Source organism: Pseudomonas aphyarum (genome assembly GCF_028657055.1).
Lineage (GTDB): Bacteria > Pseudomonadota > Gammaproteobacteria > Pseudomonadales > Pseudomonadaceae > Aquipseudomonas > Aquipseudomonas aphyarum.
In genome coordinates, this window is the sequence record NZ_JAMDGS010000016.1 from 64,093 (window position 1) to 83,779 (window position 19,687).

29 protein-coding genes and 1 pseudogene are annotated in these 19,687 nt (G+C 56.3%); 19 read left to right on the forward strand and 11 right to left on the reverse strand.

The window, feature by feature from the left end; genetic code table 11:
* Positions 1-68 precede the first annotated feature (68 nt).
* The 9 genes and pseudogenes from M5G18_RS24510 to M5G18_RS24550 all read right to left on the reverse strand — a co-directional run.
* Positions 69-437 carry a DUF6124 family protein gene (locus M5G18_RS24510; protein WP_273898257.1) on the reverse strand — a complete coding sequence of 123 codons (369 nt, stop codon included), beginning with the start codon at positions 435-437 and terminating at the stop codon, positions 69-71.
* Positions 438-575: 138 nt separating this feature from the next.
* Positions 576-1,058: a cysteine hydrolase family protein gene (locus tag M5G18_RS24515; RefSeq protein ID WP_273898258.1), complete on the reverse strand. Its 483-nt coding sequence runs from the start codon at positions 1,056-1,058 to the stop codon at positions 576-578.
* Between the two features lie 152 nt (positions 1,059-1,210).
* Positions 1,211-2,407, reverse strand: coding sequence for a HEPN/Toprim-associated domain-containing protein (locus M5G18_RS24520; protein WP_273898259.1), 1,197 nt, complete (start codon positions 2,405-2,407; stop codon positions 1,211-1,213).
* The gene (locus tag M5G18_RS24525) at positions 2,349-3,578 is read right to left on the reverse strand and encodes an Arm DNA-binding domain-containing protein (protein WP_273898260.1); all 1,230 of its coding nucleotides are present in this window, start codon (positions 3,576-3,578) and stop codon (positions 2,349-2,351) included. Before M5G18_RS24525 ends, M5G18_RS24520 begins: the two co-directional genes overlap by 59 nt.
* Positions 3,579-3,764: 186 nt before the next feature.
* Positions 3,765-4,115 (reverse strand): hypothetical protein, encoded by a 351-nt coding sequence (locus M5G18_RS24530; protein WP_273898261.1) that lies wholly within the window; start codon positions 4,113-4,115, stop codon positions 3,765-3,767.
* Positions 4,108-4,305 (reverse strand): hypothetical protein, encoded by a 198-nt coding sequence (locus tag M5G18_RS24535; protein WP_187676640.1) that lies wholly within the window; start codon positions 4,303-4,305, stop codon positions 4,108-4,110. Before M5G18_RS24535 ends, M5G18_RS24530 begins: the two co-directional genes overlap by 8 nt.
* A gap of 262 nt (positions 4,306-4,567) precedes the next feature.
* The gene (csrA, locus tag M5G18_RS24540) at positions 4,568-4,753 is read right to left on the reverse strand and encodes a carbon storage regulator CsrA (protein ID WP_150730215.1); all 186 of its coding nucleotides are present in this window, start codon (positions 4,751-4,753) and stop codon (positions 4,568-4,570) included.
* A gap of 128 nt (positions 4,754-4,881) precedes the next feature.
* Positions 4,882-5,196 carry a helix-turn-helix domain-containing protein gene (locus tag M5G18_RS24545; RefSeq protein ID WP_273898262.1) on the reverse strand — a complete coding sequence of 105 codons (315 nt, stop codon included), beginning with the start codon at positions 5,194-5,196 and terminating at the stop codon, positions 4,882-4,884.
* A 136-nt stretch (positions 5,197-5,332) separates the two neighbouring features.
* Positions 5,333-5,821: pseudogene (locus M5G18_RS24550) on the reverse strand (S24 family peptidase); the annotation flags it as partial.
* 387 nt (positions 5,822-6,208) lie between these two features.
* Between M5G18_RS24550 and M5G18_RS24555 the strand changes: the two are divergent.
* The 15 genes from M5G18_RS24555 (at position 6,209) to M5G18_RS24625 (ending at position 15,116) form a co-directional block, all read left to right on the forward strand.
* Entirely contained in the window at positions 6,209-6,538 is a 330-nt protein-coding gene (locus M5G18_RS24555) for a helix-turn-helix domain-containing protein (protein WP_273898263.1), read from the forward strand.
* Positions 6,539-6,986: 448 nt separating this feature from the next.
* A complete protein-coding gene (locus tag M5G18_RS24560) occupies positions 6,987-7,409 on the forward strand; it encodes a hypothetical protein (RefSeq protein ID WP_273898264.1) in 423 nt (140 codons plus the stop codon).
* Positions 7,406-7,696, forward strand: a complete 291-nt coding sequence (locus tag M5G18_RS24565; protein ID WP_273898265.1) for a hypothetical protein — start codon at positions 7,406-7,408, stop codon at positions 7,694-7,696. The genes M5G18_RS24560 and M5G18_RS24565 overlap by 4 nt, the downstream gene beginning before the upstream one ends.
* Complete coding sequence (locus M5G18_RS24570) at positions 7,693-8,427, forward strand: Rha family transcriptional regulator (RefSeq protein WP_273898266.1); 735 nt, start codon at positions 7,693-7,695, stop codon at positions 8,425-8,427. The genes M5G18_RS24565 and M5G18_RS24570 overlap by 4 nt, the downstream gene beginning before the upstream one ends.
* Complete coding sequence (locus tag M5G18_RS24575) at positions 8,424-8,756, forward strand: hypothetical protein (RefSeq protein WP_273898267.1); 333 nt, start codon at positions 8,424-8,426, stop codon at positions 8,754-8,756. The genes M5G18_RS24570 and M5G18_RS24575 overlap by 4 nt, the downstream gene beginning before the upstream one ends.
* Positions 8,753-9,043, forward strand: coding sequence for a hypothetical protein (locus M5G18_RS24580; RefSeq protein ID WP_273898268.1), 291 nt, complete (start codon positions 8,753-8,755; stop codon positions 9,041-9,043). Before M5G18_RS24575 ends, M5G18_RS24580 begins: the two co-directional genes overlap by 4 nt.
* Positions 9,040-9,264 (forward strand): hypothetical protein, encoded by a 225-nt coding sequence (locus tag M5G18_RS24585; protein WP_273898269.1) that lies wholly within the window; start codon positions 9,040-9,042, stop codon positions 9,262-9,264. The genes M5G18_RS24580 and M5G18_RS24585 overlap by 4 nt, the downstream gene beginning before the upstream one ends.
* A 2-nt stretch (positions 9,265-9,266) precedes the next feature.
* Positions 9,267-9,992, forward strand: coding sequence for a helix-turn-helix domain-containing protein (locus M5G18_RS24590; protein WP_273898270.1), 726 nt, complete (start codon positions 9,267-9,269; stop codon positions 9,990-9,992).
* Positions 9,973-10,773, forward strand: a complete 801-nt coding sequence (locus tag M5G18_RS24595) for an ATP-binding protein (RefSeq protein WP_273898271.1) — start codon at positions 9,973-9,975, stop codon at positions 10,771-10,773. Before M5G18_RS24590 ends, M5G18_RS24595 begins: the two co-directional genes overlap by 20 nt.
* Positions 10,770-12,143: a replicative DNA helicase gene (locus M5G18_RS24600; RefSeq protein ID WP_273898272.1), complete on the forward strand. Its 1,374-nt coding sequence runs from the start codon at positions 10,770-10,772 to the stop codon at positions 12,141-12,143. The genes M5G18_RS24595 and M5G18_RS24600 overlap by 4 nt, the downstream gene beginning before the upstream one ends.
* Positions 12,140-12,439, forward strand: coding sequence for a hypothetical protein (locus tag M5G18_RS24605; RefSeq protein WP_273898273.1), 300 nt, complete (start codon positions 12,140-12,142; stop codon positions 12,437-12,439). The genes M5G18_RS24600 and M5G18_RS24605 overlap by 4 nt, the downstream gene beginning before the upstream one ends.
* On the forward strand, positions 12,439-12,987 hold the full coding sequence (locus M5G18_RS24610; RefSeq protein WP_273898274.1) for a hypothetical protein: 549 nt from the start codon (positions 12,439-12,441) through the stop codon (positions 12,985-12,987). The genes M5G18_RS24605 and M5G18_RS24610 overlap by 1 nt, the downstream gene beginning before the upstream one ends.
* Before the next feature lie 164 nt (positions 12,988-13,151).
* Complete coding sequence (locus M5G18_RS24615; protein ID WP_273898275.1) at positions 13,152-14,069, forward strand: hypothetical protein; 918 nt, start codon at positions 13,152-13,154, stop codon at positions 14,067-14,069.
* A gap of 109 nt (positions 14,070-14,178) precedes the next feature.
* Positions 14,179-14,352, forward strand: a complete 174-nt coding sequence (locus tag M5G18_RS24620; protein WP_273898276.1) for a hypothetical protein — start codon at positions 14,179-14,181, stop codon at positions 14,350-14,352.
* A 398-nt stretch (positions 14,353-14,750) separates the two neighbouring features.
* Positions 14,751-15,116 carry a hypothetical protein gene (locus M5G18_RS24625; protein WP_273898277.1) on the forward strand — a complete coding sequence of 122 codons (366 nt, stop codon included), beginning with the start codon at positions 14,751-14,753 and terminating at the stop codon, positions 15,114-15,116.
* 45 nt (positions 15,117-15,161) lie between these two features.
* Here M5G18_RS24625 and M5G18_RS24630 read toward each other — a convergent pair whose 3' ends face one another.
* Positions 15,162-15,356, reverse strand: a complete 195-nt coding sequence (locus M5G18_RS24630) for a hypothetical protein (RefSeq protein WP_273898278.1) — start codon at positions 15,354-15,356, stop codon at positions 15,162-15,164.
* Between the two features lie 219 nt (positions 15,357-15,575).
* Between M5G18_RS24630 and M5G18_RS24635 the strand changes: the two genes are divergently transcribed.
* On the forward strand, positions 15,576-15,995 hold the full coding sequence (locus M5G18_RS24635; protein ID WP_273898279.1) for a hypothetical protein: 420 nt from the start codon (positions 15,576-15,578) through the stop codon (positions 15,993-15,995).
* Between the two features lie 60 nt (positions 15,996-16,055).
* Here the strand turns inward: M5G18_RS24635 and M5G18_RS24640 are convergent, their stop codons facing one another.
* Positions 16,056-16,310 (reverse strand): hypothetical protein, encoded by a 255-nt coding sequence (locus tag M5G18_RS24640; RefSeq protein WP_273898280.1) that lies wholly within the window; start codon positions 16,308-16,310, stop codon positions 16,056-16,058.
* Between the two features lie 120 nt (positions 16,311-16,430).
* Between M5G18_RS24640 and M5G18_RS24645 the strand changes: the two genes are divergently transcribed.
* The 3 genes from M5G18_RS24645 (at position 16,431) to M5G18_RS24655 (ending at position 19,686) form a co-directional block, all read left to right on the forward strand.
* Entirely contained in the window at positions 16,431-16,766 is a 336-nt protein-coding gene (locus tag M5G18_RS24645; RefSeq protein WP_273898281.1) for a hypothetical protein, read from the forward strand.
* 351 nt (positions 16,767-17,117) lie between these two features.
* On the forward strand, positions 17,118-17,687 hold the full coding sequence (locus M5G18_RS24650) for a terminase small subunit (protein ID WP_273898282.1): 570 nt from the start codon (positions 17,118-17,120) through the stop codon (positions 17,685-17,687).
* A gap of 4 nt (positions 17,688-17,691) precedes the next feature.
* Entirely contained in the window at positions 17,692-19,686 is a 1,995-nt protein-coding gene (locus M5G18_RS24655) for a phage terminase large subunit family protein (protein ID WP_273898283.1), read from the forward strand.
* The last annotated feature ends 1 nt before the right edge of the window (position 19,687 follow it).

The window sequence follows — 19,687 nt, forward strand, 5'->3', positions numbered from 1 at the left end:
TCACCGCCGCCGGGGTGAAGAAAAGTTCATGTCGATGAACGACTTGCGTCATCGACGAGCGGTCGTTTTCAGTGCACGACAGGCGCCGTCGTACGGGGCACCAGATTCACCGGATCAAGGTTCTCCACGGCACGATTGACCAGCATTTCGGTCATGATCGACAGCTGCCGGATCGCCAGCAACCGGCTGCGTTGAGAGCCCGTGAAATCATCGGCGATGTTGGCCGTCACCATGTTCAGCGCCGCCAGGGTTTCGCAGGCATGGGTCAGCAGAGTGGCCGTGTCCACGTCGGTGCGCACGGAAAAAATCTCGTTGAAAGGCAGGGTTCGACGTGGCTTTCTCACGTATTCCTGAGGCTGGGCAAGCACAGCCGGTTCTTTCGATTCGGTTTCGTGAGGCGGTATTTGATCAGGCAGGCTTGGGGTGTCTTTTTTCATGACGAGGCTCCATGGTTTCGGGCTCCCGGCGAATCCCTTTGGTAAACCATCTGCCGGGTTGCAGCGGAGCGCGAAGACTAGCGTTTGGAAGCATCTTGAACCAGTTCATGGAAGTCGACGCGGGTTGCGGGAAATTTCCTAGGACGTCTGCAGGCAGGAGCGAAGTTCGTCCGACGTCAGCGTGTGCTTGAAGTGATGTTCCCATAACCGCACACCTAGCCTGCCCGAGCGATCCAGCGACGAACCCACCGTCAGATCCGTGAGCAACGTCGGCTGTAAACCGGCATCGAACAGCGAAAATCCAGCGGCGAGGCAGCAGGTTTCGGTTTGCAGACCGCAGACCTGCACGCGATCCAGATTCAGGCTTTTCAGGTATTCGATCGTGTCCGGGGAGGGCGCGTAGCCGTATTTGATAAAGATGCGGTCTGCGGTGATCAGGCTGTCATCGTCCGCCGCCGGGTGCCAGCCGAGCTGGCGCTGGAACGGTGTGCGAGTTTCATCATGGCGCTCGACCGTGGCGACGCTCGGCAGTTTGCCGATGAGCGATTGAATGCCGTCGACCAGCCATTGCGGCGGGGAGAAGCAGGGTTGGACGTCGATGATCAGCAGTGCCTGGCGCATGAGCTCTCCGGATAAAATCCCCAGATGCGACAAGGCCCGCACTTGGCGGGCCTTGTCGTTGAGAGTTGGTGGAGCCGGGGGGATTTGAACCCCCGTCTAAGCCTTATTCTGAAAGGCTTTCAGATCCAATGCTGCCATATTGCTGCCATTGATCATCGGGCTGTCATTGATCCGCAGCACGATACTATGTGGTCAATCAAGGCATGTAGCTTTCTGAAGTCATAACCTGAAGGTTTTTTAAGAGCCTTTCGGAATTGCGAAACGTAGAATTCCTTATCTGCTAGCGCGCCTTGGTAACATTGCATGTTGTTGTTAAAATTACTCCATCTTACAATTGGCGGCTTCGAGTTCTTGTATTGAAGATCAAGAAATAATTCGATTGAGACTGCGCTTCCGTTAATATTTGCTCGAAACAAACCGTTCGGTCCAATTGTATCGACGCTTTCAAAATCTGGGAGTGGCGGTAGCGTAGTGGTTTTGAGATTGCTTAAAGTTTTTATATTCGAACACTTTTGATGCTTTTCTAATCCCTCGGTGTCATTGTCAAATATCACAAGGCATTTGTTTTCAACCCCTATTCTCGCCAGGCCTTGATAGAAATTAAAAAGGTTGCCGGTGCCTGTGAAGGGATAGTTTTCAGTCATGTCTATGTATTTGAAGAAGTCCTTGATGTCAGGGCGCAAATAGCTAATAGCCTCTTTGATGACGAATGTATCGCTGGAGCCTTCAGTGATAATTAAATAGGAGTGCTCATGCTCCCAATCACGAAAAAGTTCCTCGTCGCTTGTCCAGCCTCCGCCAATTATCCCACCAGTGTGCCATTCAAGCTGCAAATCAAGATTCTCAGGATTTGTTGAGAGCAACCACAACTGAATATAGGGATTAAGGTTTTCAAAAAAAGAAAGCGTGTCTCTATCACTGGTGCCCACGGCTTCTCTTAAATCAGCAAATTCTGGTAGCCCAAGCATCATCTGGGCATATTCGCCGAGATCGTAGTTTCCATCTTCTTCCGGATGTTCCTGAGGCACGATAACAATCTTTTTCACAACGCTTGCAAAAGTGTCAAAGTCAATATCTAAAGGCGGAAGATATTCCGGGTAGTTTAATTTGTGTTCGTTAAAAATTTCCCTGATCGTGTATTCGTTGTACCCGTACAGTTCTAATCTGGGCTTTGCATCGCGAAGTGTTCGCCGGTAGCCATAGTTCTCGTACTCGCAATCATCATCTTTCGTAATGGATAGTAGGGTTCTATCTGAGGGAGTAAATAGTTTTGAGTGGTTGATGTATCCGTTATTTTTCCCCCAATCGATTTCTATTCCGCCAATCGTGAGGCTTACAATCGAGCCCATCGTGACTTGCTCCGTTTAAGCGAGTTTGTTCCGAGAAAACCCGTACCGCATTTTCTCCTGCTGAATTATCTGCATTTGGCATCCACCTGCCATAAACTCGTGCAATCATAGTCCAATCTGAATGCCCCATTTGCTTTGCCACCCACATCGGATGCTCACCAGCAGAAAGCATCATCGAGGCATATGTGTGACGAGTCTGATATGGCCTGCGATAGCGGACGCCGGCCTTCTTCATCGCCGGCACCCACATCGTCTTGCGGATCGGGCCATCGCCCGCCCAGCGCTCGAGCGTACGAGGGTTCTGGAAGACCTCGGCATCTGCTAGGAACGTGTGTGCCTTCTGTGCCTTCAATGCTTCGAGCGCCGGCCTGAGCAGCTTCACACTTCGGCGCCCGGCGGCAGTCTTCGTGACCTCGGCCCTTCCTTTGCTCGCCTGGGTCATTGCGCGACTGACCATCATCTCCCCGCGAAGCCAATCAATGTCGCCCCAATCGAGCGCGACCAGTTCGCTGGTGCGCAGGCCTGTCCATAACGCGAACTGCATCATGTTGCGGGCCTGGCCGGTGAGGGCGCCCAGCACCGCCTGCTGCTCTTCGGGGCTGAATGGGTCCACATCATCCTCTTTCGGCGGTGCGGACTTGCGTGAATAGGTCCAGCCGGCCAACGGGTTCAGCTCGATCAACTCCTCCTCAGTAGCGTCATTGAGTGCAGACCGCAGACAGCTCTGGATATTGCTCAACGTCTTGTTGCTCACCTCCAGGGTGTCGAGCCAGTCCCTCACCGCCTTCCGCTTCAAGTCAACGAGCATGATGTCGCCCAGAGCGGGGATCAGGCGCAGGGTGACCAGCTTTCGATAACCATCGAACGTGCTGCTCGCGACGTGCTTCTTCTTCGCCTCGAGCCACCTGGTCAAATAGCCATTCATGGTTTCGCGGGAGGCCTCGGGCGCGAACTTCGCTGCCCGGGCCGAGCCAGGGAACGTCACCGAGTAGTCGAAGCTGCCGATAGATATCGCGTGCTCGATCGCAGCCTTGTGCTGCTCGGCTTTCTTCAGATTAGTGGCGGTGGGCTTGAGCGTGATCCGCTCGCGGCACCGGACGCCCCGATACATGAACGTGATTTCGATACTCGTATCGGAGACCGCCCGAACTCCCCGCCCGCCTCTACCCATGACTCATATCCTTCTATGTCGAGAAGCGTCCGGCCATCCGGCGCTTTGATCCATATCTCACCGAGCCGCCAGATCCCGTCACGGATCTTTGAGCGGATCGCGTCTTCTGTGTAGCCAGACTCGCTGGCAAATTTCCTGACAGTCACATAGCGCATGACTTCACCGTGTCTCGTGTCGCGACACTTTTTAATCGTTCGCGTTTTGTGTCGCGTCACGGCCATGCGTCACGCGAGCTGGAAATGCCACGCCTTCCCACTTTCCGGCCATCCCACGAATATGGTGACGGTCGATGTGCGGGCGACGCGGTTTGCTTGCATACAAGTTGGCGCAGGCGGCGAACCGCTCGGCATCGCCCGTTGCATCGATCAGTAGCTGATGCTCTGTCGAGTTGACCTTGATCCAACCGTCTTTCGTTTTCCCGTGGTCGGTGGTGCGGCTCAGGATGAACCTACGCCCGCTGTTCTTGGCTCCTACCGATGACTCGTTCAAGTAGTAGGCGATCGCGCCCTGGCGCACGCGCAGGATTGTTTTAGCCATCACTGCGAGCCTCCGACTCAGCAACCGCTCGCAATTTCAACTTGATGCCGCAAGAGCTGGCCAGCGCGGTCAACTGCCCGACAGTGGTGTCAGGGCTTTTGAGTGCTTGGCCGAAGCGGATCAGTCGCTCGCCGAGTTTTTCTAGGTCGCTTTGCAGGTGCAGATGCGTTCCTTGAGTCACGATCGTCATAGCTGGAACCTCTCAACCTGTGGGAGCGGGGGGCCCACGAACAACGCGTTTTCTTGAGGCAAACTAGCCTGCGAGGCCCGGCCCGCGTCGCGTGATGAGGTGGCCTGCTGTGGGAGCGAGCTATCCGGCAGGCAACTGATGCCGTTGTTGTTCAAGATCCAGCAAGTAACACCGCGCTGGCTGTCGTGCTGCACACTGATGAGCTGTTCGCTGGCGCTTGCCTGGCCCGCCGTCAGCAGTAGAGAGATTAAAAAAGTGCGAGTCATCGTTGGCCACCCTTCGGCACACCGGCCTGAATACGCTGGTAGATCTCCTCGCGATGCACTTCAACGTTCGCCGGTGCCGTGACACCCAAGCGCACTTGCTGACCGCTGACGCCAAGCACTGTGATGCTGATGTCGTCATTGATGCGGATGGTTTCACCAGCTTTCCGGGTGAGGATCAGCATTGCATTGCTCCTTTTTCAGGCCGAGCGAATCCCGGCCGCGTTGTTGGCTTTCGCAAAAAAATCGTCTTGGAGTGGGTCAGGCTTCGCTGATCACCGGACTGCGCCCGCGCACAGGCACACGCCGCTGATCACGCGATAAACACGCCTTGATACTGATCGTGATCTCGTTGCTGCTTTGGGTTTGGAGTAGGCGCACTGGCGGGCTGGATCAAGCCAATGGCGAAGGCCTTGGCGACTAAGGCGGCTCGGCGAGTTACCCCCAGCTTTGTGGTCAGAGCCAAAAGGCGTTTCTTGATTGTGTCTTCGGTAACGCCAAGAGCGCGTGCTGCTTCTTTTCCTGTAGCGCCACCAGCAACCGCCATCAGGCATTCCAGCTCGCGAGGTGCGGCGCCTCGGCCAAGAAAGCCGATGAAGCCGTGTGCGGTGAGGGTTGGGGTGTTCATGTTGGGAGCTCCATGCAAAATACGATGGAGTAAAGTTACCTATGGGTTATGATTTGGTCAATACCTACAGGTTATTAATTTGCAGTTGACGAAAAAAAACCGCTAGGTCCGCGGTCTTTTTATCAAGATTTGATCGTTACCTGGCGTACATACCCCACCAGAAGACGTGACCAATGATAACGATTTGCTGGTCCTGCATATCCTGGAATGTGTAGTCCTCATCAGGATGCTCGTCGCGATTGAAGCTGCGCAAGCGGATGCCAGTGGGCAGACGATAGAGTTGTTTTACTCGCAACTGGCCGTTGTGATTGATCGCGTATAGGTCGCCATCAACGATGTCTCTGACACTATGCAGTCCGGTATTGACACCGACTGTGGCTCCGTCGCGCAGTACCGGCCACATACTGTTGCCTCGTATGGTCACGCATTTGGCCTGGTCGAACTGCACACCATTATGACGAAGGCTGCGCTTGCCAAAGCGTAGACCAGAGCGCTCGCTCTCTTCTATGACAAATCTTCCTGATCCAGCAGCCAATTCAACCTCGCGGAGAAAGGGCACGTTGACTTCATCATCCAGCACGGGAGAAGAATTATCCCAAGCGGAGATATCTCGAAGTTCGGGATGGCTGTGCTCGTCATTTGCGTAGTTTTGGCGATCGTGGTGCTCCGTTGATGGGCTTTGACCATGCAAGGGGCGATCAAGCCAGAGATGCCCAAGGTTCAGGGTTTTCTCGATATCCCTCGCCATCTGCTCGCCAATCCGTTTTCGATGTTCTGGCTTGGCGCTTAGGCACCGAGAAATGTAGCTGGCCGCTTTTCCGACTGCCTCGGCAAGCGCGGCTATACGGCCGTTGAAGCGTGAGCTAACAAGGTCCCTTAGGTTTTGGCGGCGAATTTCATAAATATCCATAGGGATGATGATCCGTGATTGTGACCCATAGGTAAATTCCCTGTGGGTATTGAATGTCTGTAACCTTCAGGTTATCTTTTGTGCATAACCGAAGGAGCGCCTATGCACACCAAGATCCAGCCCTTGCTCGATTGGCTGAAAACTGCCAGCGATAACGATGTCGCTGAGACTGGAACCACTCGCGGATATCTCCGGCGAATTGCCTATGGTCAGAAAACTGCTTCCGCCGAAATGTCATCTGGTATTGAGCGAGCAACGATCGGCGCCGTTACCAGGAAAACGCTAAGAGTTTCTGATTGGGAGCTTATCTGGCCCGAACTGGCAGAGCACTCGTCGACCTTGAACGCAAATGTACGCCCAAAGGCGTCAGCGCATCAGTCCGCTGACGGTGCTGGTAATCCATCCAGTGCACTAGAGGCATCAGCGAGATGACTTCTCAGACTGCCGAGCATCGCATTCACTGGAAACTGAGCACCCAGCCGAAAGTTTCCGCATGCGCAAACATTTATCCGCGCAATGCGCGGCCTCTCACCCCTCCAGTGATTTTGCTAATTGCGACTAATTAAATCGAAAAGGCGACATATTCATCTTTTAGCGAATATTTAATCGTTAAAGCGGACCCCTGCCTTCGCACTGTTTAGGCATGAGTTGCAATTTTTGGAGATGTGATATGCGCGCTCGAACAGCTATTCCGCCAGCCCGTCCAGGGTAAGTGACAACCCTCTCAGGGGAGGGGGTTGCATTAATTTTGTGTCGTGGATGATGGGGAAACCTAAACGCCAGGCACAAAAAAGCCCAGCCTTGGCTGAGCTTAATCATCGGTACTCGCGCCAACGAGTTCCAAACAATCACTTTGTCGTCAATACAAAGGGACGCTTTTATGCACCCGAAAAATAGCATCGCCCCACCCGGAGCGCAACAACTTGCGCCGAAACGCCCCTATGAATCCTGTGCGGGTTTTGACTACTACGAAGTCCAAGCGGTCTACGCGAGCGAGGGCTTTAAGGTTAGCTACCCGGGCCTCCTAGATGAAACCTTGGCCATTGAGCTTCAGGGGATGCTCCAGCCTGAAGTTGAAAACAACACTGTGCGCATAGTCTGGGCTGCTGGCTGGGCTCAAGACTTTGATCGCTTCCTCAAGATGGATGAACGCATGACGGACATGGTTCGCTCAGTTCGCTCCGCCGAGCGACCAGGCCACGAATTTCTTGCACGTCTTGGTCAATTCGGCCCGTACGAGGGTTATGCGCCACAAAACGGCGAATCCGAAAGCGTGGCGCGGGAATTGGAGGAGCGGTCATGAACAATCTTCCTTCTGTTCTCGTTATTGAGGGCGAGCTGCTGACGGACGTGACGGTCACTGCTAAGCAAATGGCCACGCTGAATAATGCCCGAGCGACCTTCGGTGAGCTGCGATCAATTTTGCTCGCGCATATCGTGCCATCGCTCGAAGGCGGCTGGAGCAATCCACTTGCCACCGAGATCGAGAGTCGGCTGGAGTCGATTACTTTCGCTACCGGCAATTTTTTCTGGAAGAGCCGCCACGCCGGCGCCGCGCACGATGCGATCAACGTCGAGGGTGTTCAATGACCATAGCCAAATTCCAAGGCGGTGCTGCCGTCACCATGTCCTCGCAAGAGATCGCAGATCTGGTCGGCTCACGCCATGACGACGTCAAGCGCTCCATCGATCGGCTTGTAGCTCGAGGTGTGATCTCCCAACCGCCAATGGCGGATGGACCAAAGGCTGGTAACGGCGTCGTAGTTCAGGAGTACCGAGTCAGCAAGCGTGACAGCTACGTCATCGTGGCCCAGCTCAGCCCCGAGTTCACCGCGGCATTGGTTGATCGCTGGCAGGCTTTGGAGGAACGGGCCGCGCGCCCTATGACCCAGGCCGAGATCACCGCCGCCAACGCGAACCATCTGGTGGCTGTGGAGCGTCAGCAGCGGGAGCAGCAGTTGGCGCTGGAGCGGATCGAGCGTCGCGTCGAGGACTTGAGCCAGACAACCATGTGGGATTACTGCCCGCAGAACTGTCAGTCCCTGACCCGCATCAAGGAAACTATGCTGGCGCGCCACGGCCTGTCCGGCGCTGTCGTCGATTACGTGCTGAAGGTCTGGCCAAACCAGCCGAACCCCGCTGGCATGGTCCGCAACGGCCATGAGGAAGCACTGGGTTCGCAGTACCTAGTCTGGTCCAAGAGCCACGTTACAGCCGCCTTCCACCGTTTTGTTTTCGAATCCACGATGGTCACCGCCACCCAAGCGACCCACCCATATTTTGAGGGCCGGTTCCGCCTGGTCCAGAAGGTGCCCCATTGAGCAACGTACTCAACTTTCCGCAGCCTCAAGCGACCGTGCACATCAACGACGAAACAATGAGCCTTCTCACCAACGAGCAGCTTGCCTATCGCATCTGGGAGCTGCTCGACAGCACGGTCGAGATCATCGGCAGTCCAGACGATCCAGGCTCACGCGAGCATTGGCATTTCAACCAGCAAGAGGCTTTCGGGAGTGCTCTTGAGGCGCAGATATGCGCGAGGGTGCTGGCTCGAGAAATCATCGGCGTCGAGCCACGTGAAATTCAGATCGAGCAAACGCGGCGCTTGCGCGCGGAGCTCGGTATTCAAAACGACGGGGGTGAGGCATGAGCGCTCAAATCAAAATCGAACGTCAGGTTGCCCATGATCAGCAGTACTTCGAGCAGTTCGACAACCTTACGCTGGCGGCGATGGGCTACAACCTCACCGACGAAGCCTATGACGAGTTGACTCACTCACGGGACCTGCTTCTGGAGTCGGACACGGCTTGGAACCTGTCGGCTTCCATAGCCAACGCGAACATGGCGCTTCGCGTTCTGGTGTTGAGACTGAGCAGTAGCTCCGGAGAAGCGCAGGCGGCTGGCGTTTACCTGATGGAGGGGGAGACGCTGCAATGATCAACCAATCGAAAACTACAAACGCGGAGAAAGGTCCGGTGTCGGTGATCGCCGGCCCGTGGCCGAGTTACACGGCGTTCAAGGACCTGCCAGAGCGTGATCGCTGGGTTCTGTACGGCAGCGCCAAGGCTTACCGTCAGGCGCTGGAGGATCAGGGCCTGGTGATGAGCGAGACCTACGATGCCTTTATCCGCCGCGTCTGCGCCGAGCTGGAGATCTGACCATGAGCATGAATCTGATGGTCAAGGCTTTGGAAACCAAGGTGGGAAACCCGCTGCGCAAGCTGGTGCTGATCAAGTTGGCAGACAACGCCAGCGATATCGGAGAGTGCTGGCCGTCCTACCAGCACATCGCTGACCAGTGCGAGATCGACCGGAGTACGGTGCGCAAGCACATCAAGCAGCTTGAGGCTCAGGGGCTGCTGCGTATCGAGAACCGGGAAGGCCCGAAAGGCAACTCAACGAATCTGTATTTCCTGAACCTTTGGGCTGTAGGCCAAAAAAGCACCCCTGTAGGCCAAGAAAGCACAGGTGTAGGCCCACAGCCTACAGGGGGTGTAGGCCCAGAAAGCACCAGAACCAGTCACTCTTCTGAACCAGTCAATGAACCTAAATCTATGGGCACTGACTCGATGGAAGGCTTTGATCAGTTTTGGAAACTGTACCCGAAGAAGAAATCGCGCAAGGACGCCCTTAAGGCATGGGCGAAGCTGAAGCCGAACGATGAGCTACGCCAGACCTTGATCACCGCTTTGGGCCGCCATTGCATCTCTGAGGACTGGGCGAAGGATGGCGGGCGTTACATCCCGAACGCCGCGACCTGGCTCAACGGCGAGCGCTGGCATGACGAGCTCGCGCCGGCGACTGGGAAAATCTCGACCTTCACCAACTTGCCGCAACACGAACCAAACGCTTATCCGGAGGTGCCACATGGCCAAACCAATTTCTAACTTCAGCCGCGTGCCGGATGTTCGTTTCTTCGAAGCCCAATGCCCGGTACACGGCACGGTCGACGGTGCCGAGGTCGAGCAGTTCGACGGCTCGTACCTGGTGCGCGCTTGCCGTCGGTGCCAGTGGGAGGCGATGAACACAGCCGACACCCGCAGCGAGGCCCACACGCAGGCACTGGCTCGCCGCAAGGCTACGGCGCTGAACGAGCTGCTGATCGGATCGGGCATCACACCGCGCTTTGCTGAATGCACGCTCGACAACTACCGGACCAGCACTGCCGATATGGCCTCAGCGCTGATCGTGTGCCAGGCCTACGCAGGTCAGTTCGAGGAGAACTACCGCGCCGGTCGCGGACTGTTGCTGACCGGCAATGTCGGTACCGGGAAAACTCACCTGGCCAGCGGCATCGTGCAGCAGGTGATCCGGAAGTTCGGCGCGGTGGCGCACATCGTTTCGGCTGCTGAAGTCATCCGCATCGCCAAGGGCGCGATGGTGCGCGGAGCCGAATACACCGAGCGCGACGTGATCAACGAACTGGCCGGGCTGGACCTGCTGGTGATCGACGAGATCGGCGCGCAGAAGGGCAGCGAATACGAGCTTGGACTGCTGCACGAAGTCATCGATCGCCGGTATCAGCTGGTGCGCCCCACCGTGGTTGTGTCAAACCTTCCGGCCAGCACCCTTGGCCAGTTCATCGGCGACCGCGCTCTTGATCGTCTGCGCCAGAATGGTGGTCAAGCAGTCGGCTTCAGTTGGTCCTCGATGAGGGCTACCGCATGAGCGAATATCGCGAACTTTTCAGCGATGAGGCTGAACACGCATTGCTGGGCGCAATGCTGCTGGATGGCGAGCTGTTCGACGCCATCACCGGTCAGGTATCGGTGGCGGACTTCCACGATCCGGAGAATGCTGCGCTGTTCCAAATAATGATTGGATGTCACTTGACAGGTAATCCAGTCGACCCGGTAACGCTTCATGACTTCGCTGAGTACCTGCCTAGCGGCACGCGCACAATGGCCTACGCCGGCGAGCTGGCGAAGAACACGCCGAGCACTGCCAACTGGAGGGCATACGCCAAGGTCGTGACCGAGCGCGCCGTGCTGCGTCGGCTGGTGGATGCCGCCGACGCCGTACGCGAGCTGGCCACTGAGAACAGGCCTGTCGCCGAGATCGTCGCCAGCGCTCAACAGGCAATCGCAGATCTGCGTGACCTGCAAACCGACGAGCCAGATTACAAACGAATGGACGAGGTGGTGGCGCGCAACATCGACGTCATCGACGCCAAGTTCAACGGCACCGTGCAGTCTGGGTTGTCGACCGGGTTGGTGGATCTGGACAAGCTGATTCGTGGCCTTCGCAAAAAGACCGTAACCATAGTTGCTGGCCTTCCCGGTAGCGGTAAGACGACGCTCGGCTTACAGATCGCCCAGCACATCACTTGCTCCGGTGCCGGTGTCGGCATGGTGTTCTCGCTGGAAATGCCAGAGGAAGAGCTGGGCAACCGCGCGCTGGCATCCATCGGTGGTATCGACCTGCGAAAACTCGACGACGGGCAACTGCAGGACGATGACTGGCCTCGATTGACCTCGGCGGTGAGCAAGATCCTCGACGTGCCGCTGTTCGTTTGCGACAAGTCCGGTCTGACGGTGGCACGCATCCGCAGCATCGCGCGCCAGGTGCAACGCGCTCACGGCCTCGACGTCGTGGTGATCGACTACATCGGCCTGATCGGTTCTGACGGTAAGTCGTTCAACCGCACCTCGGAGCTCGGCAAGATCTCGACCGGCATCGTGAACATCGCCAAGGAGTTGGATGTGCCGGTGATCTTGCTGGCGCAATTGAACCGCAACTCGACGAACCGCCCGGGCAAAAAGCCGATCGCCTCCGATCTGCGCGACTCCGGCCAGATCGAAGCGGACGCTCACTGCATCATCCTCGTTCACCGCGACAACGACTCGGAGGAAGGCCAGAACGGCGTTACCGAGTTAATCATGCCGAAGTGCAGGCACGCGCCTGTCGGTTCGTGCCTCGTCCAGCAACAGGGCCAGTATGCCCGATTCGTCAACTTCGCCGGCAACCGTGAGCCGAGTAACGAGGAGGTCGAAATGGGCCGCTCGTTCGCCAGTCAGTACAGGGGAGCATCCCGATGAGTAACGTTACCGCGGCATCGCCGCGCAAAAGTCTGCTCGAGCATGAGCGCAAGTTTTTGAAGATCGCCGGCGAGGGATTGGCGCAGGAGAAAGTTGGCGGTCCCGCCGCGATGGCTTGCCTGTTGGATATGGTCGCCAGTTGGCACGCAACGCGGGTCAACATCGGATTCGGTGATTACTGCAAGCGCTGGGTTGCCGAGGGTAATGCCAAGAGCAAGACAGCAGATCGTCTGCTGCGCAATCTGCTGGGGTTGGACGATGCACCGCCGCCGCGCCGCATCCGGAGGGCTGCTTGATGACGGTTTACCGAAGCGCCGAACACGGCGTTATGCGAGCGATGAACGTCGACTCGATCTCTCTGCACAAGGGGGCTGGCTGGCAGAACAAGTACGAGCCGGATGCGTGGGAGGCAGCTCGGGCCGACAATCCATGCCCAATGGATCGGTTCGACCAGCTCACCCAAGACAGCATGACCCGATCGTTGCTGCGTCGTGTCTTGGTGCCGCATCACTGGCAGGTGCTGGTGGCGCATTTCATGGTGGATCTGGACGGCTCAACGCAGCAGCAGCGGGTAGCGGCGATCGCCCACTTGGCCCGATCCGCGCCCGGGAAGGCTCACCATCTCTTCAGAACGAAGTGCGTGACAGCTTGGGCGACGCCGCGCCTACCTGAGTCTTTCATGGTGCTGCACAGCTGGGACAATGCCGACACGCCAACGCCTGAGAAAACGCTGTATCGATGGCGGTCGGATATCCGCAAGTGGCTGGAGTCTGAGCGCGATGCGGCAGTTGCTTCAGCATGGGTGATTCTCAACGAAGCGGAATTGATTGCGGAAGCAGCTTGACCCGCTGAGAAAATGAGAATTTAATACCCAACATTGCGGTTCTGCGTCTTGAAGATGCACAACCAGAAAGCCCGGCCATGTGTCGGGCTTTTTATTTGCCATTAGATAGCTATCAGCTGCGAGCGTGGGGTAAATTCTCTTGAAAAAATCAATGGAGTTTCCCGGTGACGGATCAGTTAACGCTCGATCTCCCTATCTCTTTCTACTTTGAGTCGGTAGAGCCGATTCCGATCGATGAGATTGTTTCCTCGCTTCTAGGGCTGCAGAAGCTAGCCTCTAAGGTGCCATTACTTGTCGGCAATCTTTGTGACGTAGAGTATGAGATTGATCTCGACAGCTTGAAGGTTGCGAAGATCGAGTCAGGTAGCTTGCTTGAAGTTTTGGTACTGACGTTGCTTTTCAGCTCGGCAGTAGACAGAGACAAATGCATCAAGTGGCTCAACGAGACGAAAATGGGAAAATATGCGAAGTACGGCCTTGGAGGCCTTCTGTTGCTGCTGCTTGCCAGTGAGTCAATCACCCTCTACGACACCTTCAAGGGCAAGGGGGCTGAGGGAGAGACTCCCAGCATCCAGGCCAACAACAATGTCCTGATAAACATTGGCAGCGAAGCAACGGGTGCAAGTGTTGTTGAGTTACGCGCGGCCATTGATGGCGCGCTGACAGGTGATCGCAAGAAGATGGTGAAGGCTGCCTTGGATTTCGTCCGACCTGCGTCTGGAGAGGGTCGAGGAGGGCTGCATGCTGGTGAAGAGGCGACGGGTGTTGAGTTCTCGCACCAAGCCGCGACCGATGCTCCTGCAACACCTGATTTTCGCGTAAAGGACACCAATGTTGCTTACACAAACACCAGGTTGGAAATTCGAGCCTTGGATCGTGACAAGTCTGATAGCGGGTGGCGAGGGGCGCTGCCGCAGGCGACCGGAGAGAAAAGGCTCCCTCTGTACTTCGCTGATGGATTAGACATCACCAAAGCGGTAACTCTGGAAGCGGTTCAGGCGGACGTTGAAGTTGTGATGGCAACAGATTTCAACCGGGGAATCTTGATACCCAAAAGCATCACTGTCACCAAAATATATTGAGGTGGCCCACATTCGTAACCCGGCCAGCGCACCGGGTTTTTTATTCGCGATTCCTATAGGATTGTCATCGGCGTAAAGACGCCCAACCCAATCGCAAGGAGTAGCAATGATGGAATTCTTTGATGAGCAGGGTGAGCCGGCTGCGACTGTTTCGTTTGGAGACATCAAAGCCCTCGCTCCATTGACTGAAAACCCAGACCAAACTCTGGAAAAGCTCGGAATCAACGATGAGAAACTGAAGCAGGTCCTCATCAAGCTCAGTAAGATCGCCAGCTCTCGCTGAGCGAGAAACAACCGAAAGCCCAGCCAACCCGCTGGGCTTTTTGCTTTATGCAGATGAATGCGCAGGCTGATGTGCTGCCGAGCCCAGGCATCGGAAAGGGCCTCCACGGGCATACACCGAACCGAGCGCCGGACACCAGCACCGGCCATCTGCACCAATTTAAGCCTCGGCATTTGCCGGGGCTTTTTCGTTTCTGGAGCATTCGACGCGAAGCCATGACTATGTGCCGGTTGCCTTCGTTCGGAAGCTTGATAATGAACCCTGGTTGATCCGCGCCACATTTTCGAGGGTTTCAATTCGTGGCGCTATGGATGCGTCGTTCTTGAACGCCGGTTCTGATTCTGGAGGGTGATGCTGTTATGATGGCCCCCACCAAAGTCAGCGTTTAGAGGGATCTTATGCACTCGTTTTTGTCGAAAGCTTTTGGCGGGCTGACCCCCAGCTACTATATCCGGCAGCTTATTTTTGGTTCGTTGTTTACGATTCTGATTTTGTCGGTCGCGGCCAATAGCCCAACCGGCCTGATGGGTAAGCCTGGGCTGATTGTGATGTCGGTCATCTGCACGCTGCTCTACCCGTACTCTCGGTTCGTATATGAGAGCGTTGTGGGCTACGTGATGGGCAACAACGTGTTTTTCGTCAACGCCATCCTTATGCTGATGGTGAAAGGGTTCACGATGGCGATGTGCTGGTCGTTTGCAATTTTCATTGCACCGGTTGGCCTGGCGTATCTCTACTGGCACAACAGCCGACAGGTTTCTTGAGTGCAAAAGCCCAGCCATCGAGCTGGGCTTTTTGTGGTGGTGATTCTACTTGTGATGCTTGAAGTAGTAGTTCATTGCGTCGGATACGGGTTCGTTGAACTCAACCTGAATCAAATCGTCGCCTCGCTGCTTCAAACGGTAGAAATTCAACCCGCCCTGAAAGATGACCTCGGTGTCCCTTGATTCTTTATTCAGTGCGTCAAGCAACTCGCCCACAGTAATTTTTCGTCCTTCTTTCATAGCGCACTCCAGATAATTGAGGCGCTATTTTGTCATGACTGAAAAAGCAGCGTTTCGCATGGTTGTCGTGACTGTCACGGTAGTCCAGCACCTTTCTGAGCCTCGGCATTTGCCGGGGCTTTTTCGTTTTCGGTTCTACCACACCCATCGCTCCGAGCTGGGAGTGCTGCTGGAGCCGGATCTATTCCCGACACCCCAGGCCTCGGCCGGGAGTGGCCTATGAGAGTCACCAATATGTCCGAACCCGGTCCACTCACCGCCGCTGGTGGTATTGCACTGTACAAGCTGGGCGCCTTTGGCTTCATTGCCGTGCTTGCCGCAGTTGTCGTAATGGCGATGACACTCCCGAAGACGGTGCGTGAGTTCTGCGTAGCGATGATCAGCACCACAGTCTCCAGCATTTGTGGCGGTGCCTTCGTCGTGCGCTGGTTGGGTATTGGCGACTGGGCAAACGACGATGTGGGACTCATTGCTATCGGCGGTTTGATCTTTGTGTGTGGTCTGCCGGCATGGGTGCTGGTCCGCGCTTGGTTCAAGTGGGCTGAGGCACGCAAGGACAAGGATCTGGGGCAGCTCATGCAGGACGTGGCGAATCTACGCAAAAATCTGAAGGGTAGTAAGTCAGACACCGGCGAGTGAGTTCAAGGCGGCGACAGAGATGACTGTCGCCGCGCTCGTCGACGGCGTTGCTGCTTTACGTCAATTGGACAAATCAATCTCACGGGCGCGAGTCACGTGGGTGGAGGCGAAGAAACCGTGTTGTTTTACGGCTTGTAGCACTTCATCCAGCTTGATCCTAGTGGGAAGTTTGTCAAATTCGCTGTCGATTTGGTTGGGACGATCCAAGCCATTTAGAAAGCCCAGCCTTAGGCCAGTGAGCTGATTGATGTTTGTCCCGCGCTCCACGATCAGAAGTTTCTCAAGTGCCTGATCACGGTAGATATCGAGCTGCATTCCTAAGTCCTTTTTTATGAGGGCGTCGGAGTGACGCCTCCCAACCAGACCTGTTATCACGATCAGTCCATTCTTCACAACCCGCGTCCTTGCGGGCTTTTTCGTAAATGAGGCGCACCAATGAGCCAGACCACGCACACAGTGTTTATCCCTGATCGCTTTTTGCCTGTTCGTATTGCAGATGACAGCCGCGCGCCGCGGGGGCTCGATGATCAACGCTTTCTCGCGGTCTTTCAGCGTCAAACCGTTGAGAGCAAGTGTTTCGAAACTGTCGAGCTGGAGGCCAAGGATCGTAAGCAGGCGGTGGATGAGGCCTCATTGCTATGGCGTCAACGGGACGGCTTCTACACCGTTGACTACACCGTGGTTGAGCTTGATTGTGGGGAGCGTCAGCAGTGCAAACCGGCGTGGATCACCTGCGTAGCCATGGCTTGGGAGCGCGTACTCAATGAGTAGCAATCGGGATGCACGAGCAGCGTTGCACCGTTTTGGCGCCGAGAACCGCCGGGGACCCTGGGGCTTTTCGAAGGGTACGGGGTCGCAAACCCGCGGGAAAGCGTTAGCCGCAGGGCTGGAAAGTTAGTTGACAGCGGTTGACAGGTTGACAAGGAATGCCGGGTTTTCAGCGACAGAATTTGCGTGATCAAAACAAAGGTTTTTAGTGAAGTCCCCCCGGTTCTATTGGGCTGTAGGCGTTTTCATGCCTGTTCAATTTCTTGAACAGCAGCCCCTGTGCAATGGCCAGAAGGCTTGTCAACTAAGCCGGGTTAGTTGACAGGCTTAACAAGCCACGACGATGGAGGCCGCATGGCTTTTGTAACTCGCAAGGAGTACTGCGAGCTGAAGGGGTGGTCGAGGCAGTACGTCGGCAAGCTGGTCAAGAATGAACGACTGGTTCTGAATGCTGCCGGGCAGATTGACGTGGAGGCCAGCGAGAAGCTTCTGGCCATGACGAGCGACCCGAGCAAGGCCGCCGTCGCCGCTCGACATGAGCGCAATCGCCCGAAGCGGGGTGATCAGCCACCGCTGGAAATAGTCATCGCAGACTTTGTAGATGACCCCTCTGGTCAGGTACCCGACTTTCAAAAGTCACGCGCGCTTCGTGAGCACTACCTGTCGCTTCAGGAAAAAAACAACTTCCTTAAAGCCCAAGGCACCTTGGTAGAGCGCAAAGCGGTCGAAGATGCGGCCTATAACGCCGGTCGCTTACTGCGCGATCTTTTGCTTGGAATGGCTCCACAGCTATCGCCTGAACTGGCCTCGCTGTCTGATCCATGGCAAATCGAAAAGCGTCTGACGGCGGCTTTACGACAAACACTGGAAGATGCTGAGCGGCTGTCTACAGCAGATTTAGAAAAAGCCATTACCCCGAGCTAAACCTATGTCCTTAGAAATGTCGAACGGTGCGACGGTGTACCGCGAAGCGTATTTCCGTGGGCAGCGACCAGAGCCAGATGTCTGGATTGATCAGTGGGCCGACGAGTACATGCGCATTCCTCGCGACACGGGTGCGGCCGAGCCTGGTCAATACCACACTTCGCGCACCCCTTATGCGCGTGAGCCGATGCGCTGTCTGTCACCAGCCCACCCGTGCAAACGCGTGGTGACTATGGTGGCTTCGCAGTTGATGAAAACGCAGATCGCCTTGAACTGGATCGGCGGCCTGATCCATATGGCCCCGTCCAACATCCTCACGTTGTTGCCCAGTCTTGGGTTGGCCAAGCGGGTATCGTCGCGGATTGGTAAAACCATCAAGGCCACGCCGGTGCTGCGTGAGCGCGTGGCGTCCAACCGCTCGCGGGATGCGCGCAACACCATGGACACGAAGGAGTTCGAGGGTGGTTCGCTGTACATCACCACGGCCGGTTCAGCGGCCAACCTGGCGGAGCTTTCCGCACGCTACATCTACGGCGACGAGGTTGATCGCTGGAGTGTGGACGTGGGCGAAGAGGGCGACCCGGTCGAACTGGCCGAGACTCGCGGCAGTACTTTCGGCCGTAACGCCAAATTTTATTTTTCCAGTTCGCCGACGGTCAGGGGGGCGTCACGGATCGCTGATCTGTTTGAGGTCAGCGATCAGCGTTACTACTACGTGCCGTGTCCAACCTGTGACCACATGCAGGTTCTCGAATGGGAGCGTTTGCATTACTCGGCGGATTTTCAGGTTGTGCATTACCAATGTGCCGGCCCCGACTGCGACGTCCTGATCGAGGAGCGCTATAAGGGCGAGATGCTCGCGAAAGGGGAGTGGCGGGCACACACCCAAGGCGATGGCGAAACCATTGGTTTTAACTTGAATGCGCTGTACTCGCCGCCCGGCTGGACGGGTTGGGCGTCGTTGGCCAAGCAATTCGAGAAGGCTAAAAAGGCTCAGGCCAAAGGCGATCTGGAGCCGATGCAGGTGTTTTATAACACCCGTCTGGCCAAGGTCTGGGATAGCGCTCAGGAGCAAACCTCTGCCGGTGTGCTGATGGATCGGGCGCGACTGGAAAGCTACGGGCTTGGCTCAATGCCCGACGGCGTATTGATGCTGACCGCTTCCGTTGACACCCAAGCCAACCGCCTGGAGCTGATGGTGATGGGTTGGGGCGCTGGCATGGAGCGCTGGGTGGTCGACTTTCAAGTGATCTCCGGCGACCCTGCCGATGAGCGCACCTGGGTGGCGCTGGATGAGTTACTCAAGGCCCGTTACCGACACCCTTGTGGTGCTGAGCTGATGATCATGGCTACTGCGGTCGACTCCGGTGGTAACCATACGGATGAGGTCTATCAGTTCTGTCGTATGCGCCGCTGGCGCAGCGTGTTCGCCATCAAGGGGGCGAGCAAGCGGGGCCGGCCGGTGATCGCGCAGCGACCTTCGATGGTCGACGTGACATGGAAGGGCCTGACTGAACGGCATGGCGCTGAGCTATGGATTGTCGGTACCGACACGGCGAAGGACTGGATCTACAACCGCTATGCATTCGACACCGGCCCGGGAGCGCTGCACTTTGCCAACGACCTGCCGGATGACTTTTTCGCCCAGTGTGTGGCTGAGCGCAAAGTCACCCGTTACGTCAGGGGGCATAAACGCATCGAATGGACTAAAGGCAAGTCCGAGCGCAACGAAGCGCTCGACCTGTTGGTTTACAACCTGGCCATGGCCCATTACCTCGGCATCAATCGCTACCAAGATCACGATTGGGCGCGGATTCGGCAGGCGATCATCCATTCGGCTTCGGGCGATAGTGGCCAACCCGTTCAGAGCGAGCGGCTCAGCCGGCCAGTCGAAACACCGGCAGCACCACAGGCGCCGCAACCAGCCGTGAAATCACGTCCGACAACGGCCCCCCCACAACGCCGCAGCTCCACCAGTGGCTACCTGAAGAGACGCTGAT